Here is a 14,344-nt window from a genome sequence, read left to right as displayed (position 1 = left end):
CTGAAAGCAGATAACATATCTGCCTGAACAGGCTGCTTTACAGTTCCCAATAAGGTTGGACAAGAGTTCATTCTCGCTTATCCGTTCATTCAGGAGAAAACGGTAGAAGCCTTTTGCGGATGCATCATCATCTGTAAGTTGGCGTATCGAATGAACACTCCGGCTAAAAAGATCATTTAAAATCTTATTCCCTCTTAAAAGTAAACGGTGATCCCCTAAATCTGTAAATTCTCGACGCATATCAAGTGCAAAGTAAATAAAAAGATGTGTCCACACGATAGGCCTGCGCGGGAATGACGCAACATCAAAATAATTTTATTTATAGAGACCTATTTAGGTTCTACTGTGATCGATTGAATAATTGGCCTGTTCTTTTTATCACCGGTTTTTAGCTCTTTGAACACAAAATAAATAGAATGGAATTTTCCATCTGAAAGCATGTTGATCGGGATACTTTTCCTAAAGGTAGATTTGCCTATCATAATGCCTTTGCTATCATCTAACCTGATCTCGATTTCGCCATCTGATCCAGGATCAAGATTTAAAAATGAAAAACCAAATCCTGAAATACCTGCTAAATCAACATTTTTAATAGCTATCCAGCCATTTTCTTTGGTCAGAATAAGTTTTTCACCACCATAGATATCTTTTCGCTCAAAACCGCCAAAATCTTTGATATCATCAGCATCAATTACATTACTTTTCAGGTTGATCACTTTTGTTGTGGTTAACGGTTTTTTTAATGCTGTACCTCCTGCATCCGTATAAGTTGCTTTTAAAGTTAAAACTGATTTCTTTTTATCAGTAGCAGCTGGTGGAATGATTTTGCCTGCAGTTGGAAGTGTTGCCTTAACCGCTTCTTTATTGCCTAAAGTCATAATCCACTCCGTAATTTTTTTAACTTCAGTTTCTTTCATCGCAGTATGCGCAGGCATGGGTACTTCTCCCCATACGCCATGGCTACCTTCAATCACTTTTGAAGCAAGGTAATCAACCGCTTTACTATCGTTTTTATATTTTGCTGCGATTTTATCAAAAGCGGGGCCAATAGAAGCAGCAGATTCCTTATGGCAGGTGCTGCAATCAGATTTTAACATTAGTGTTTTACCTACAAGGGTTTGTGCTGCTTGTTGGTGGCCCAATTCTGCCCCAGCTAAATCTGTTCCTTCTGTATAAGTATTTGAAATATATATGCGATTATTATTCACTTTAGCACCTTTATCACTTACTAAAACTTTATAATCAACTGGTTTATTTGGAAAATAAAAGCTTTTGTTTCCAGCTAAGTCAATAACTACAGTTGGATGCTCGTTCCCTGCATAAACTGGTACAACCTGGCTTTTTACAGAAGCTTTACTTTTATCCATTACAGTAACACTTACCGGATATTCACCCGCTTTAGTAAAGGTATATTGTAAACTTGGCGTGGTAGTAGTTTTGGTAATTCCTTTTCCAAGGTTCCAAATGTATGTCAAAGCATCTCCGTCTGGATCTTTAGCCGTAACAGTTGCCGTCATTTTATAAGGAAGTAACCCACTTGTTTTTGCAATGTTCAGGCTTTCAACTAATGGTGGACGGTTACCTTTCAGGTAATCGATCCTGGTAATTGCAGCATCAGGGTTTTTAGTGAACCAGCCTTTGCCATACTCCAGGATGTACAATTTGCCATCAGGTCCCAATTCCATATCAATGGGTGCAGCCAGCGAAACATTAGACATAAAAGGTTCCATACTTATGTAATCACCTTGTGCATTCATGGTTACGGCTTTAACCCATCCACGTACCCATTCGTAAATAATCAGTTTTCCGTTATAATAAGCGGGGTAGGGTGAGTTTGCAGTTGCATAATAAACTGGTCCAGCCATTGCGGTACGCCCACCTGAGCCTACCTGTGGAAATTCTTTAGATTCGCCATACGCATACCAGATATAAGCAGGTTGCGCAGGTGGAAGCTGTTCTAAGCCTGTATTGTTTGGCGAATTGTTAATTGGCTTTTCAGGATCAAAAGCATTGCCGTTGGCTCCATTGGTATAATCGTAAGCTTTATAAGGGTAGTTATTGCCTATAAATAAAGGCCAGCCAAAGTTACCAGCCTTTCTTGCCTGGTTTACTTCATCGTATCCCCTGGGTCCTCTTAAAGCGTCATCATTGGAAGCGTCAGGACCAACCTCTCCCCAATATAAAAAATTTGTTTTTTGATCTACTGAAATCCGATAAGGATTTCTATCACCCATTACGTAAATTTCGGGTTTAGATTTTGGATCATTTTTCGGAAAAAGGTTACCTTCCGGGATGCTGTAAGTGCCATCTTCGTTTACTTTGATCCTTAAAATTTTACCTCTCAAATCGTTGGTGTTTCCAGCCGATCTTCTGGCATCGTATTGCTCAAAACCTTTTCTGTTATCAAGCGGCGCATAGCCTTTATTTACATATTTCTGTTTTGGGGCATCAAAAGGAGTAGAGTTATCGCCAGTAGATACATAAAGTAAATTGTCTGACCCAAAAGCAATAGATCCTCCGGTATGGCAGCAGATCTCACGTTGAGAATAAAATTCTAAAACGATCTTTTCTGATTCTTTTACAAGCTGATCGTTTACCAGCTTAAACCTTGATAACCGGTTTACAGATTTATCAAAAGGACTATAAAAAAGATAAACATAATTGTTTATGGCAAATTTTGGGTCGGCAGCCATGCCCAATAAACCTTCTTCTGCATTAACATTGGGGGTATTGGTCTTAAAATATACATCAAGCTTGCCCGCTTCTTTAATTTTTTTTGTCTGGTTTTTATAAATTAAGACTTCACCTCTACGCTGTGCTACCAAAATATCCAGGTTAGGGAGTATGGTCATTTCGGTAGGCTCGGTAAATTCTCCTTGCGCAAGGGTAACTTTTACAAAACGGTCTTGATCTGGTGTGTCTATTTTATATTTGGGGAAAAATTCGAAAGCCCTGCTTTCGTAAATGTTTTTGTTTAGTGTTGTTGCCGATATTAATACGAATGCAATGGCAGATAACAGTAGCGTAAAAGTTGTTTTCATTTATTTGATTAAGGTATTTTGAATAAATATAGGATATAGTTTTAAAGCCTGAAGTATTGTATCAAAATTTATGCGTATAATGTTACAATAGAATATTTATTTATGGGATGATTGAATTTAGATCCAAAATGAAATTATAAATATTTTTGGTCAAAATTCATACATCAACAAATTTATTCAGGTTATCTATTTTTTCTTTAAGAATCTCTACTATTTAATAGGTATTGTGCTGGTAATGTTAGCTTTATATAGGTATGCACTCTAACAATAATACGATGACTGGAGTAATAACAGCTTACAATAAAGAAAGAGGTTTCGGTTTAATCTCTCAATATTTGGTTTTAGAAAGCATCTATTTTGATATAGTAGATTGCAAAGCGAAAGGTTTGTATGTTGGAAGTACAGTTGAATTTGATACTGCTATTACGAAGAGAGGGGTAGTTGCTAAAAACATAATGGGTATAGCTAAACTTAAAGTGAGGCCCAAAATTTTAATATAAAGATTTCGATTTTAAAATTCTGCTTAATCTCTTCTTAGAACGTCCCGTTTAGGCTATTTAAAATCAGTTATGATAAAATAATTGATTTCATACACATGGCAACGGGAACCATAGTCGCATTTCATAAGGATAAGCCAATCTGTTTTTTAGAAGATGATCAGATTAAAAAGCGGGTGCTGGTTCTTAGGCTCGAAGAACTTAAAATTGGCGATCGGGTTAGTTATCAGCTTATCTTATCATCAACCGGACTGATCGGAATCAGTGTAAAAAAGCTATAAAAATTAAAAATCATACAACTTTAAGTTGTTTTTTGAATTATTTTGTGTCAGTATATTGTCATTCTGATTTTAATCTGTAACTTACAGAATGGGCGATAAAGTAAATTTGATTCTTGGAATAGTTTTCCTTTTAGGTGGTTTTAGTGTTTTCTTTGTGATTTTTAGCGGAAAAAAGGGTTAGTTCAGTTTTCAAATACTTTTTTCAAGAGAAATTTTTCTCTTCGAATGGTTTATTTTGATGATGCGGCAAAATTCGGTATCCGGATAAAAAAAGAATTCATTTTCTGGTATTCACAACAGCCTTATAATATTTATGGTTGTTTGGATGTGCAATAATAAATGTAAGATGAGCGCTTACTTAATAAGAGCAGCTTTATAAAACCTCTTCAATTAAGGCCTTTCATTACCTTATATTATGCCAATCGTAATATCGATGCTGGTAAAAAGTGCTAGTTTTCGTCAGCTTTTTGATCCAAATTCGTTTTGTTAATACTTAGTGTAACGCAATAAAATAGGAAAGTTGCTGATTCAGTCTGCAATTTTTTTGTTTATTTATGCTTGGTTTGTCCAAAAGTTAAAATCATCATTAATTGACGCTTGATCTATAGATTTGGTATAGAAATCTATTTAATTGCTAAAACTTTTTGAGTTTTTGTATGTTTGTTATATTAAATCTAAATTAAATGCAAGGAACAGTAAAATTTTACAATGAATCTAAAGGTTTTGGCTTCGTTATAACAGAAAATGGAGATGAAGTTTTTGTTCATGTTACAGGCTTGATTGATAAAATAAGCCAGAATGATCGGGTAGAGTTCGAAATCGCACAAGGAAAAAAAGGTCCCAATGCAGTTAATGTAAAACTGATTTAATGGTGCAATGAGATTAGGTACCGTAAAGTTTTATAACCCTAAAGAAGGTGTTGGCAGTATTACACCATCTAATGGTGGGCGCGAAGTGAGTGTTTTTGCCCGTGGTGTAATCGATCCGATAAAACCCAATAACATTGTTCAGTTTGATATTGAATTTACGCAAAGTGGCATCGAGGCCATTAAAGTAATGGTGCTATCTGCATAGGTAGGCATTACAGCAGGTTCTTCTTATATCATATTATCGGTCTATTGATTATTTGGCACAGTTTTTTGGGTTAGCTATATATTAGTTAACGCAAAAGAGTCGAAAATGGTGCCAAAAGAAATGGGAATAATAGATTATTATAATGAAACTGAAAGCTTTGGGAAAATCAGGAATGATATTGGAGAAGAAGTTCTGTTTTATCAAAGCAGCCTAATAACTGGATTTAGTTTAAAAAAGGGTTTAAAGGTTTCTTTCAACTTGCATCAAACATTATCAATTGCAATAAATGTGCTAATTATTGAGTCGAAGGATTAATGATTGTTTAATGCTTTGATTCTTATGCCCTGTATTACAGATAGAATTTAATCATTATAATAGATTATTTTAGCAATTTGTAACCAAGTCTAATAAATTTGGTCTTACTGTTGTTTATCCTTAAGTTTATGATACAGCTAGAGCCAATTACTGGTTTTTTTAAAAGAGAACGTGCGTTGCAGGCAATATACCCTATGCGTATGTTGATTGTATGTGAGGGGAATGGCTTTTTGTGTATGAATTCTGGAGATTACCCCTTGTTAAAAGGCAGGATATTTTTTATTCCGGAAGAAGGGCTGGTTAGGCTCGAAGGAGAAATTACCTCAGGTTATTGGCTCAGTTTTAGCAGTTTATTATATGCCGAATTTTTACTTCAGCACTTAGATCCCCAGGCTAAGAATCTCTTCTTAAATTTGTCTTTCAGGGACCTCGATTCGCACAAATCAACTAAAACTTATAGTCTGCTCGATCAGCTAAAAAAAGAAATCAATATTAAAAAAGATATGCCCTTTTTAGCGCAATACTTATCATTATTTCTTGGTTATACGGCTGGTTTAGAAGGATACCTCGCTGCTTTAACCTTAGATGATTTACAACAGGTATTACGGTTTAGGGCCATTTTAGAACAATTTTATAAGCAAGAAAGATCCATTCAGTTTTATGCCGAAGGCATGGGGATGAGCACTGGCAGATTGAATAAATTTTTAGACCGAGTACTTGGAAAAAGCTTAACGGTACTCATAAAAGATCGGATTATGCGCGAAGCTGAAGAATTGTTGCTTCATAGCGATTATACGGTTGACGAAATAGCCGAACTATTGGGTTTTGAACAAACCACTAATTTTAGCACGAGTTTTAGGCGGCATAAAGGCATATCGGTACTTCAATTTAGCCGCCTAACTTAAATTAAGTGAAAAATTGGTGCGTCTGCCAAAGAAATGTTCGTCAGTTCGATTTCATCTCTTCTAGAGAACAGGTTTTCCAGACCTCACTACATTAATTGCTTGCACGCCTAACGCGTAAAGTTTTGCTTACTGCATCTATTTTATCAGCCGCACCAATTTTGCATCGGCTAAATTATAAAATCTTAGCTTAAAGAAAAAAAATATTCCTAATAATGTTACGAAGTTGTATTTTAGAATTTACAAGTATGCGTCTGCGATAATCTTGAGCAGGTAAAATAAAAAGTCTAGTAAGTTTGTAGGTTATTTGCAAAAAATTATATTTGCCAAAATATAATCATAGTGAAACAAGAGTTTATGAAACCTTTTCCAATACTAAATGTATTAAAATTTATAGTTTTTGCTACGCTTATGGCCAGTTTTACTGCTGCACAAGCACAAAGCAAAAAGAAACCCAATATTATTTTTATCCTGGCTGATGATCTTGGCTATGGTAATGTGCGCAGTTTTAACCCTAATTCTAAAATCCCTACGCCAAACCTGGATAAACTCACTGAAGAAGGAATTAAGTTTACCCGTTTCTATTCTGGAAATACAGTTTGCGCACCTTCAAGATGTGCTTTAATGACTGGTTATACCATGGGCCATGCCTGGGTTAGGGGCAATGCAAAAGCAAAAGATGGTCTTGCCGCTTTACGTGCGCAGGATACCACCTTGGCCGAACGTTTAAAAGGAAACGGATATAAAACAGGCATGTTTGGTAAATGGGGTTTGGGCGATGAAGACAGCAAAGGTGCTCCACATTTAAAAGGTTTCGATAGTTTTTACGGCTATCTGGATCAATCGCATGCACATGATTATTATACCAATCGTTTGTACGAAATTGTTGGTGGTAAAACAGTAGAAGTGCCTGTTGATACTACAAAATATACCGAAGACCTGATTGTCAATAAAGCGGTTGATTTTATTAACGCCAATAAAGATCAGCCTTTCTTTTTGTATCTGCCTTTAACTGTTCCACATGCCGAGTTGAAAGTACCGGTAGAACTGTTGAAGAAGTTCCAGAATGCAGACGGTTCGAGTAAATTTCCGCCTGAAACTCCTTTTGAAAAAAAAGGGAACTATGGTAGTCAGGCGCAGCCACATGCTGCTTTTGCAGCAATGGTTAATAAACTTGATACCGATGTGGGTACTATTGTAGCGTTGATCAAAAAATTAGGTTTGGATAACGATACCTATATTTTCTTTACCAGTGATAACGGCCCGCACAAAGAAGGTGGTGCCGATCCGGTGTTTTTTAATAGTAGTGGTGAGTTTAGAGGGATAAAAAGAGATCTGTACGAAGGTGGAATCCGCGTACCGTTAATTGTAAGAGCGCCTGATAAAATTGCTTCAGGACAGGTTAATCCTACACCATGGGCCTTTTGGGATGTATTGCCAACGATTGGAGAGTTAACAGGTACAGCATCACCCAAAAATATAGATGGATTATCTTTTTCTCCATTGCTAAGTGGTAAAAAAGCAATTAAAGAACATGATTATTTCTACTGGCAGTTTAGTGAAAGCGGTTTGAAAGAAGCTTTAACCCAAGGCGATTGGAAATTGATCCGTTTTAAAGATAAAGGCACTGTCGAAAAGTTAGAGTTGTATAACTTAAAAGCCGATATCGGTGAAAAGAATGATGTTGCTTCTAAAAACCCTGATACGGTAAAAACACTTTATGCTTTAATGAAACAGGCTAAAACACCATCAGAAAATCCACTTTTTGATTGGTCGGAAGTTGAAAAATAGATGAAGATGATTAAGCCAATTCTAATTTTGAGCTGCACTTTGCTTTTTGCCTGTAAAAATGATGCGGTGAAGTGCAATATTCAGGTGAAAGTGAAATATAAGCCTGCTGTTTGTTGTTCATCTAACCTGCCATCAAGGTTTGGTTTTAAAAAACTAACGGGTAATGTCCAGACATTCGGTGATAAACGAGTTAAAAAGTCATTATAAATTAATTTCAAGGTTGGTGTCTCACCAACCTTTTTTTTGAATCTAACTTAATAATTAGAAAATGATTGGCTTGTGGTTCTTGGAGGTTTGCAGTCCCGCCATTCGCTATAGTCCCGATGTACAATCGGGAGCTGCCGCTACTGTCGGGTTTATAAACAAGGGTTTGTGCACCCTGCAACCTTAAAAATGAAATACTACTGTGGGCCACCTAGCCCCGGTTGAAGCGTTACCCTGCAGCAACGAAGTAGCGAAGCGTAAAAGCAGAAAACGGGAAGAAACTAAATGTTTTGTACAGGCATTGCGCTCCAAATCCAAATCAGCATTTCTTTTTCTTGGTCTGTGCTGCTATGCTATAGATATTCTTCGCATCGCTTTCGGGTTCTTCGCTGCGCTATCATTGGACTCCAATAGAATGAACGTCATTCCCGCGCAGGTGGGAATCTTAAAGCGTAGCTAGTAGCGATCGTTGTAAGATTGCTTCGTCGGCTGAAAAAGCCTTGTCGCAATGACGATTCCTCGCAGCCTATTACGCTGAAAAAATCCTCTGTCATCTATGTTGATTTTTATAAAATAAATTATCCCTCAGAATGACATACGCTTAATCCTCAAACAGATAACCGCTATAAGCCAATCCTTTGGCTACACTTTTAAAATTATCGCCAGAGTTTAATGGAATGTGCGGGAATTTGCTTTTGAACAAGTTTTGTACTGCTGAAACCATCGATGTTCCTCCGGTTAAAAACAAACAGTCAATGTCATCCGGGTTGATTTTATATGTTTCCATAAATTGATCCAGATAAGCATCGATTTTACTGATGTCTTTTTCGATAATCGAATTATACTGTTCGAGCGAAATATTTTCATCAATCTCGATTTCCATATTGCTGTAGGCAAATGTAGAAACAGGCTGGTCAGAAAGTTCAATTTTTGTTTTCTCGATCGATCTGAACAAAGAATAACCCAGGTTATTTTCGATCAAGGTGATCAGGTTTTTAAATTGCGGATCGTTCCCAGAGTAATAATAATATTCCTCAATCTCTTTCTGGATTTTTAAACCGTTAAAAAAGTTCATTTTATCCCAGGTGCAGATATTGGCAAAAAGTGATTTTGGTACATTTAAAACTTTGCCGGGTGTTGCCTCATACATGGTGTTTTTTCCAAAATATGGTGTGCCTTTATCCCACATAAATGCAGAATCGAGACTATCGCCACCAATGTAGATACCGCCAGAGGCAATCATATCGTTTTTACGGTCTTTGCTGCCAACCTTATCCGGATCGAGGATCAGGTAGGTGAAATCTGTTGTACCTCCACCTAAATCGGCTACCAGAACGCGCTCTTTTTTCCTGATTGTTTTTTCGTAGGCAAAGGCTGCCCCGATGGGTTCGAACTGAAAACGAACATCCGTAAAACCTGCACTTTCGGCGGCTTTTTTTAACCTGGTTTGCGCCAGGGTATCTTTCATCGTATTATCATCATCAAAGAAAACCGGACGGCCAATAATGGCTTTTTGGCAGTCTTCGCCCGTAATCAGGTCGGCTTTTTCTTTCAGGTCTTTAAGAATGAGTGTAACCAGATCGGAAGCCGAATATCTTTTATTGTGGATACGGGTTTCGGTAAAGGTAGTTCTTGAAAGGATCTGTTTAATGGATTTGATAAAACGGCCTTTCATGCCGTCGCTCAGGTAAGCATCTATTGCTTTTTCACCAACAATATGACTTTCACCATTAACAATACTTTTTACTTCTGTAAAATAGATTAACGAGGGGATAGAAATCGTATCTACAATTTCTTTCTTTTCTTCGTCATAAATAGAAAGTGCCGAATTGGTTGTTCCAAAATCGATTCCGTATAAAAACTTACTCATGGCTTGATATGCTGTGGTTGGCGACTAAAATGGGGTTGCGAAAGTATTAAAAAAAGTGTTAAGAACTAAACTTTTTTAAAATAACTCGCTTGTGCCCAAATGGGCGTTTACAATGCGGGTAATTTGCTGGCCAAGTTCTTTTGCATTGCCAATCCCTACGCTTTTAAGCGCTGCCAGCTGATCAGTAGTTCTGGGCATTTTTTCGGCAATAGAAAGTAACGCTAGGTCAGAAAGTACTGCATAATCTTGGGTGCTCCGTTGGAGTGCAATTGTTTTGCGCCATTCGACCAGGTTTTTATAGACCTGTGGATTGGAAATCTCTTTTGGCTTGATGCTCGATTTAACTGGTTTTTTCTCCGGTTGTTTATTGCCTGCAGCGTGCAACGTATGGATATAATCTTTGATGGAAAAGGGATTCCACGAAATTTTAAATAAAGCGAGTTTTATCTGGATCGCATCTTTAACTTCGTTTAATACCGTAAGCAATTTGTCAGAGTGGGTATCATTATAAAAGTTAATGGCCACAATTCTTGTCATTAAGCTAATGAGCTGTTCCAGTTTTGGAACGAAATAATCAGATGCTTTTTGCAAACGTTCCATAAAAGCACTTTCATTTGCCGGATTTTCATCGGTGCTTATTTTCGAAAATTCCTTTGCAACAAAATTCCTGGCCACTTTAAAAATCTCGTGCTGAAAGATCTGGTTACCCTGCTCGTAAATAGATAAAAAGGCGTTTTTCTCGTCTTTGTCGATCAGCTTAGACCGACCGAGTTTTTCCCAGTCTTTGGCAATCAGCGAGAAATCCAGCAATTCATGGATCAATCCCCAGGCATATTGCTGCGTATAACGTGCCAGCAGTTCAGCCGTAGGTTTATCCTGGTGACTGGCTTTTGTGAAACCGATTACCTTGGCATCGGTAATGATGTTTTCGGCAACCACAGGTGATTTGAGGATAAGCCCTTCTAAACTTCTGCAACGGCTGAGCGCTACATAAGCCTGTCCGTGGGTAAATGCGGTGCTTACGTCAACTATCGCTTGGTCAAAGGTTAATCCCTGGCTTTTATGTACGGTGATGGCCCAGGCCAGTTTAAAAGGATACTGCGAGAATGATCCGGTACTGGTTTCGTCGATTTTATTTTCTTCGTCACTCAGGCTATATTTAACATTTTGCCAGATTTCTTTTTCTACTTCGATTTCCCTGCCGCCATTGGTAAAAGTTACTTTTATCGAATCCTGACTAATAGCCGTTATTTTTGCCGCTTTTCCGTTGTAAAATTGTCTTTTGCCCGACGAATCATTTTTGATAAAGATAACCTGTGCACCTAATTTTAACTGGAGTTTTTCATCGGTAGGATAGGCATCCTTCGGGAAATCGCCACTTACCTCTGCATTGAATTCGAAAACTTCTCCGGGTAATTTTTCTAAACAGCCCTGGTTAATTTCGTTAACCAGCTGGTTATGTGTAGTTAAAGTAATGTAATCATCTTTCCATTCCTGATCTAAAGACGGATCGTAACGCTCATTCAGTTTCGCTAGCAAGCCAGCATCCAGACTGTTTTCGCGCATGCCGTTCAAAATATCCAGAAATATGGGGTCCGATTGGCGGTAAACTTTATCCAAGGTAAAGGTAAGCATTGGCGTGGACCTGAAAATCAGGCTATCGAAAAAGTAGGGGCTGGAATAGTAACTGCCCAGGATATGCCAGGCATCATGAAAAATAGGGGAAAGCTGATAAAGATCGCCGATCATTAACACCTGAACGCCACCAAAGGGACGTTTAGAGCCCTTAACACGCTTTAAAGTACGGTCGATAAAATCAATTAAATCAACCCTAACCATACTAATCTCATCAATAATTAATAGATCAAGGCAACGTAATAACCTTGTTTTTTCATCCGAGTATTTAAAATTAGTTTCCGCATGTTCATCAACAACCGGAACCAAAGGACCAAAGGGAATCTGAAAAAAGGAGTGAAGTGTTACACCTCCAGCATTTATTGCCGCAACAGCAGTGGGGGCAACGATGGCAAAATTCTTTTTGGTGGTATCCCTAATCTTGCGCAGGAGGGTAGTTTTTCCCGTTCCAGCTTTTCCCGTTAAAAAAACAGGCTGGTTGGTGGTGGCTAAAAAATCTAAAAGAAGTTGGTTGTCCGGATCTGGCGTATTCATATCAATTACAAAATTAACCTATTCGAAATTGATTTGAGGATAGATTAGCAGGCGTTTTATCCACAATTTTATTCAGAAAAGAGGATCAATAAAATGAAAAATAAAATTAAGCACTTGAAAATGAGTTTATATTCTTTCTTTTTATGAAAAAATGCCGAAAACATTTTCGAAAATTCAATTCAAATTTGTAACATTGCACTCGCAAAAAAGGATAACCTTTTTTCCGGGCCTATAGCTCAGCTGGTTAGAGTAGAAGACTCATAATCTTTTGGTCCCTGGTTCGAGCCCAGGTGGGCCCACTGCTTTAAACCCCTTTAAGTAAAACTTAGAGGGGTTTTTTGTTACTCAAAAAACTAGGTTACTGGCTATTTAAAGGCTGTTTTGATGATGGCAGACTACTGCTGCAGATTTTAAAGTTAAATATCTGTATTTACACTCGAAATGCTGTTTTTCATTTCGGTCAGGCTATGTGAGCGTTTATGCCGGAATTTCTTGAAATGTGTTGAGGGGATAAGCTTAAATTGGTGTTATAGTTAGATAAATACTCCCTATCCTTACTTCTCAATACCTAGCTTTCAATCTATTTCTTTCTTTTTAACTGGAGGGCTTAAGCTCTAAATACTGATTTGTTAATCTGAATATGGAACAACAGTATTAAAAAAAAGCAGGTTCGCGGAGAGCGAAACCTGCTTTTCTTGTTAGAGTTGATTTTCTCATCTTCTATACTATTGAGATATATCTCTTAAATTCGAGTATATTAATAACTTTCTAGTTTTATTATACTTACTTCCCCTTGTTTGTCGAAATACCAAATTAGTGAACACCAAGAAAATACAGTTTACTATTTAAAAAAACTTGAGTCAATAACTTTAACTTGAGGTAAACCAATTTCAAATTTTTCTAATTGCTTCTTGTCAATGACAGAATCCGATAGATCCAAAACTTTTAGATTTTTAAATTTAGCAAGATCAGAAATTATTTTCTCGACATCGGAATTTTTAGGTATTGAAAACTTAAGTTTTTCTAAATTTTCCAGCCTCGTAATATTACTATCGAGATCCGAAATGAATAAACCAACCATGTAAAATTCTTTTAAATTTTTACAATTACCTATCCATTTGGGCATTTCTACTTTAATGCCATTTTTTGGCATATTCTCTCCTTTTATAACTGGGAAAATCAATGTCGAGTCATTAAAAACATAAATTTTTTCAATCCGAGCAGTATTTTCAAAATTATTTGTAGAAATAAATTTCGAATAATTAATCATCAAATCTTTTTGATCAGTTTGGCCTGCTGCATAATTCATAATACTCATATAAATAGTCAGTAAAATTAATCTATTTCTTATCATAAATTTTTTATTCTACTAAGAATGTCCCAATATGCTTTATTAGCATCAGACCACAAATTTTTCTCAATTCGAAGATATATTTTTTGTTCGTTATTTGAGTTTTTATATTATAAACTTCGTTTAGCCTAGCAATAACCTGTTGATTGTACGAAGAGTTTACTAGCTTTTTCCACGCGTCAAAATCCATTACTAATACGCGTGCATCAATACCTGAGATGTTGGCTCTATGGACTGTTTGGTTAATGCCAATTAAAAATGTTTGGTATAACGTCGATGCAGAGTTTCTATGCACACTTGAATATGTACCCTGCCAACCTTATTTTCATTCCCTATTATTTTTTGCTGTGGTTGCAGTAAGCTTTCATTTGGCTTCACTCCACTATCTAAAAACAAAATCTGCTAAAGTTTCTAATCGTATTGCAATCATTGGAATAATTGTTTCCGCATTGATTATTATAGGTTACACCAATGCTTTTAAATGGAGAGCCATACCAGTAGAGTATGAAAATTTTATCAAAGGAATATAAAAAAGAGGGTGTCCAAAAAGGAGGGCACTGAAAAAGTCCCTTCAAGATTGGGTCAGAAAAAAGGAGTAGAAATTAATAATTTCTGCTTCTTTTTTTGTATTTTAAAGGTGTACCAGAACGGCCTTTAAAATGCTTCTTCAACAACAAAAAATCCAGTTTAGCGAATTTTCCAGGCTCTACGATCTGATTGTCCCTAAGGAGAATCTGCTGCGCAAGATTAACGAGCTTATAGATTTTAGTTTTATATATAACGAGCTTTTGGATAAATACTGTCAGGACAATGGGCGTGCGGCAGAGAGCCCTGTGCGTATGTTCAAAT

General features: G+C 36.8%; 13 protein-coding genes, 1 tRNA gene and 1 pseudogene. 10 read left to right on the top strand and 5 right to left on the bottom strand.

Annotated elements, in window-relative coordinates:
- Both EYS08_RS25135 and EYS08_RS25130 read right to left on the bottom strand, forming a co-directional pair.
- A partial coding sequence (locus tag EYS08_RS25135; protein ID WP_131032645.1) for a transposase DNA-binding-containing protein occupies positions 1 to 240 on the bottom strand: 240 nt, incomplete at its 3' end.
- An 89-nt stretch (positions 241 to 329) separates the two neighbouring features.
- Entirely contained in the window at positions 330 to 3,041 is a 2,712-nt protein-coding gene (locus tag EYS08_RS25130; protein WP_131032644.1) for a PQQ-dependent sugar dehydrogenase, read from the bottom strand.
- Positions 3,042 to 3,316: 275 nt separating this feature from the next.
- Here EYS08_RS25130 and EYS08_RS25125 point away from each other — a divergent pair, with 275 nt between their 5' ends.
- From EYS08_RS25125 to EYS08_RS25095, 7 genes are all read left to right on the top strand, one after another.
- Positions 3,317 to 3,541, top strand: coding sequence for a cold shock domain-containing protein (locus EYS08_RS25125; protein ID WP_165456555.1), 225 nt, complete (start codon positions 3,317 to 3,319; stop codon positions 3,539 to 3,541).
- A gap of 95 nt (positions 3,542 to 3,636) precedes the next feature.
- The gene (locus EYS08_RS25120; protein WP_131032642.1) at positions 3,637 to 3,819 is read left to right on the top strand and encodes a hypothetical protein; all 183 of its coding nucleotides are present in this window, start codon (positions 3,637 to 3,639) and stop codon (positions 3,817 to 3,819) included.
- Between the two features lie 683 nt (positions 3,820 to 4,502).
- On the top strand, positions 4,503 to 4,688 hold the full coding sequence (locus EYS08_RS25115) for a cold-shock protein (RefSeq protein ID WP_116253423.1): 186 nt from the start codon (positions 4,503 to 4,505) through the stop codon (positions 4,686 to 4,688).
- 7 nt (positions 4,689 to 4,695) lie between these two features.
- Positions 4,696 to 4,893 carry a cold-shock protein gene (locus EYS08_RS25110; RefSeq protein ID WP_131032641.1) on the top strand — a complete coding sequence of 66 codons (198 nt, stop codon included), beginning with the start codon at positions 4,696 to 4,698 and terminating at the stop codon, positions 4,891 to 4,893.
- 105 nt (positions 4,894 to 4,998) lie between these two features.
- On the top strand, positions 4,999 to 5,208 hold the full coding sequence (locus EYS08_RS25105) for a S1 domain-containing protein (protein WP_131032640.1): 210 nt from the start codon (positions 4,999 to 5,001) through the stop codon (positions 5,206 to 5,208).
- 128 nt (positions 5,209 to 5,336) lie between these two features.
- A complete protein-coding gene (locus tag EYS08_RS25100; protein WP_131032639.1) occupies positions 5,337 to 6,113 on the top strand; it encodes an AraC family transcriptional regulator in 777 nt (258 codons plus the stop codon).
- 354 nt (positions 6,114 to 6,467) lie between these two features.
- Positions 6,468 to 7,901: an arylsulfatase gene (locus EYS08_RS25095; protein ID WP_244216043.1), complete on the top strand. Its 1,434-nt coding sequence runs from the start codon at positions 6,468 to 6,470 to the stop codon at positions 7,899 to 7,901.
- A gap of 805 nt (positions 7,902 to 8,706) precedes the next feature.
- On the opposite strand, the gene EYS08_RS25090 is transcribed toward EYS08_RS25095, so the two are convergent.
- Together EYS08_RS25090 and EYS08_RS25085 are read right to left on the bottom strand one after the other, a co-directional pair.
- The gene (locus tag EYS08_RS25090) at positions 8,707 to 9,975 is read right to left on the bottom strand and encodes an Hsp70 family protein (RefSeq protein ID WP_131032638.1); all 1,269 of its coding nucleotides are present in this window, start codon (positions 9,973 to 9,975) and stop codon (positions 8,707 to 8,709) included.
- A gap of 75 nt (positions 9,976 to 10,050) precedes the next feature.
- On the bottom strand, positions 10,051 to 12,144 hold the full coding sequence (locus EYS08_RS25085) for an HRDC domain-containing protein (protein ID WP_131032637.1): 2,094 nt from the start codon (positions 12,142 to 12,144) through the stop codon (positions 10,051 to 10,053).
- A gap of 225 nt (positions 12,145 to 12,369) precedes the next feature.
- Between EYS08_RS25085 and EYS08_RS25080 the strand changes: the two genes are divergently transcribed.
- Positions 12,370 to 12,443 (top strand) — tRNA-Ile (locus tag EYS08_RS25080).
- 542 nt (positions 12,444 to 12,985) lie between these two features.
- Here the strand turns inward: EYS08_RS25080 and EYS08_RS25075 are convergent.
- The gene (locus EYS08_RS25075) at positions 12,986 to 13,498 is read right to left on the bottom strand and encodes a hypothetical protein (RefSeq protein WP_131032636.1); all 513 of its coding nucleotides are present in this window, start codon (positions 13,496 to 13,498) and stop codon (positions 12,986 to 12,988) included.
- Positions 13,499 to 13,641: 143 nt separating this feature from the next.
- Here EYS08_RS25075 and EYS08_RS25070 point away from each other — a divergent pair, with 143 nt between their 5' ends.
- A complete protein-coding gene (locus tag EYS08_RS25070) occupies positions 13,642 to 14,025 on the top strand; it encodes a hypothetical protein (protein ID WP_131032635.1) in 384 nt (127 codons plus the stop codon).
- 129 nt (positions 14,026 to 14,154) lie between these two features.
- Positions 14,155 to 14,344, top strand: a pseudogene (locus EYS08_RS25065) (IS5/IS1182 family transposase); the annotation flags it as partial.

This window comes from Pedobacter kyonggii (assembly GCF_004310665.1).
Lineage (GTDB): Bacteria > Bacteroidota > Bacteroidia > Sphingobacteriales > Sphingobacteriaceae > Pedobacter > Pedobacter kyonggii.
The sequence above is the reverse complement of the archived record's forward strand: the minus strand, read 5'-3'. Positions and strand labels throughout refer to the sequence as shown.

Bases quoted from the DNA above. Each gene is read 5' to 3' on its own strand.
- EYS08_RS25130 (WP_131032644.1), bottom strand. From the start codon at position 3,041: ATGAAAACAACTTTTACGCTACTGTTATCTGCCATTGCATTCGTATTA.
- EYS08_RS25125 (WP_165456555.1), top strand. From the start codon at position 3,317: ATGACTGGAGTAATAACAGCTTACAATAAAGAAAGAGGTTTCGGTTTA.
- EYS08_RS25120 (WP_131032642.1), top strand. From the start codon at position 3,637: ATGGCAACGGGAACCATAGTCGCATTTCATAAGGATAAGCCAATCTGT.
- EYS08_RS25115 (WP_116253423.1), top strand. From the start codon at position 4,503: ATGCAAGGAACAGTAAAATTTTACAATGAATCTAAAGGTTTTGGCTTC.
- EYS08_RS25110 (WP_131032641.1), top strand. From the start codon at position 4,696: ATGAGATTAGGTACCGTAAAGTTTTATAACCCTAAAGAAGGTGTTGGC.
- EYS08_RS25105 (WP_131032640.1), top strand. From the start codon at position 4,999: ATGGTGCCAAAAGAAATGGGAATAATAGATTATTATAATGAAACTGAA.
- EYS08_RS25100 (WP_131032639.1), top strand. From the start codon at position 5,337: ATGATACAGCTAGAGCCAATTACTGGTTTTTTTAAAAGAGAACGTGCG.
- EYS08_RS25095 (WP_244216043.1), top strand. From the start codon at position 6,468: ATGAAACCTTTTCCAATACTAAATGTATTAAAATTTATAGTTTTTGCT.
- EYS08_RS25090 (WP_131032638.1), bottom strand. From the start codon at position 9,975: ATGAGTAAGTTTTTATACGGAATCGATTTTGGAACAACCAATTCGGCA.
- EYS08_RS25085 (WP_131032637.1), bottom strand. From the start codon at position 12,144: ATGAATACGCCAGATCCGGACAACCAACTTCTTTTAGATTTTTTAGCC.
- EYS08_RS25075 (WP_131032636.1), bottom strand. From the start codon at position 13,498: ATGATAAGAAATAGATTAATTTTACTGACTATTTATATGAGTATTATG.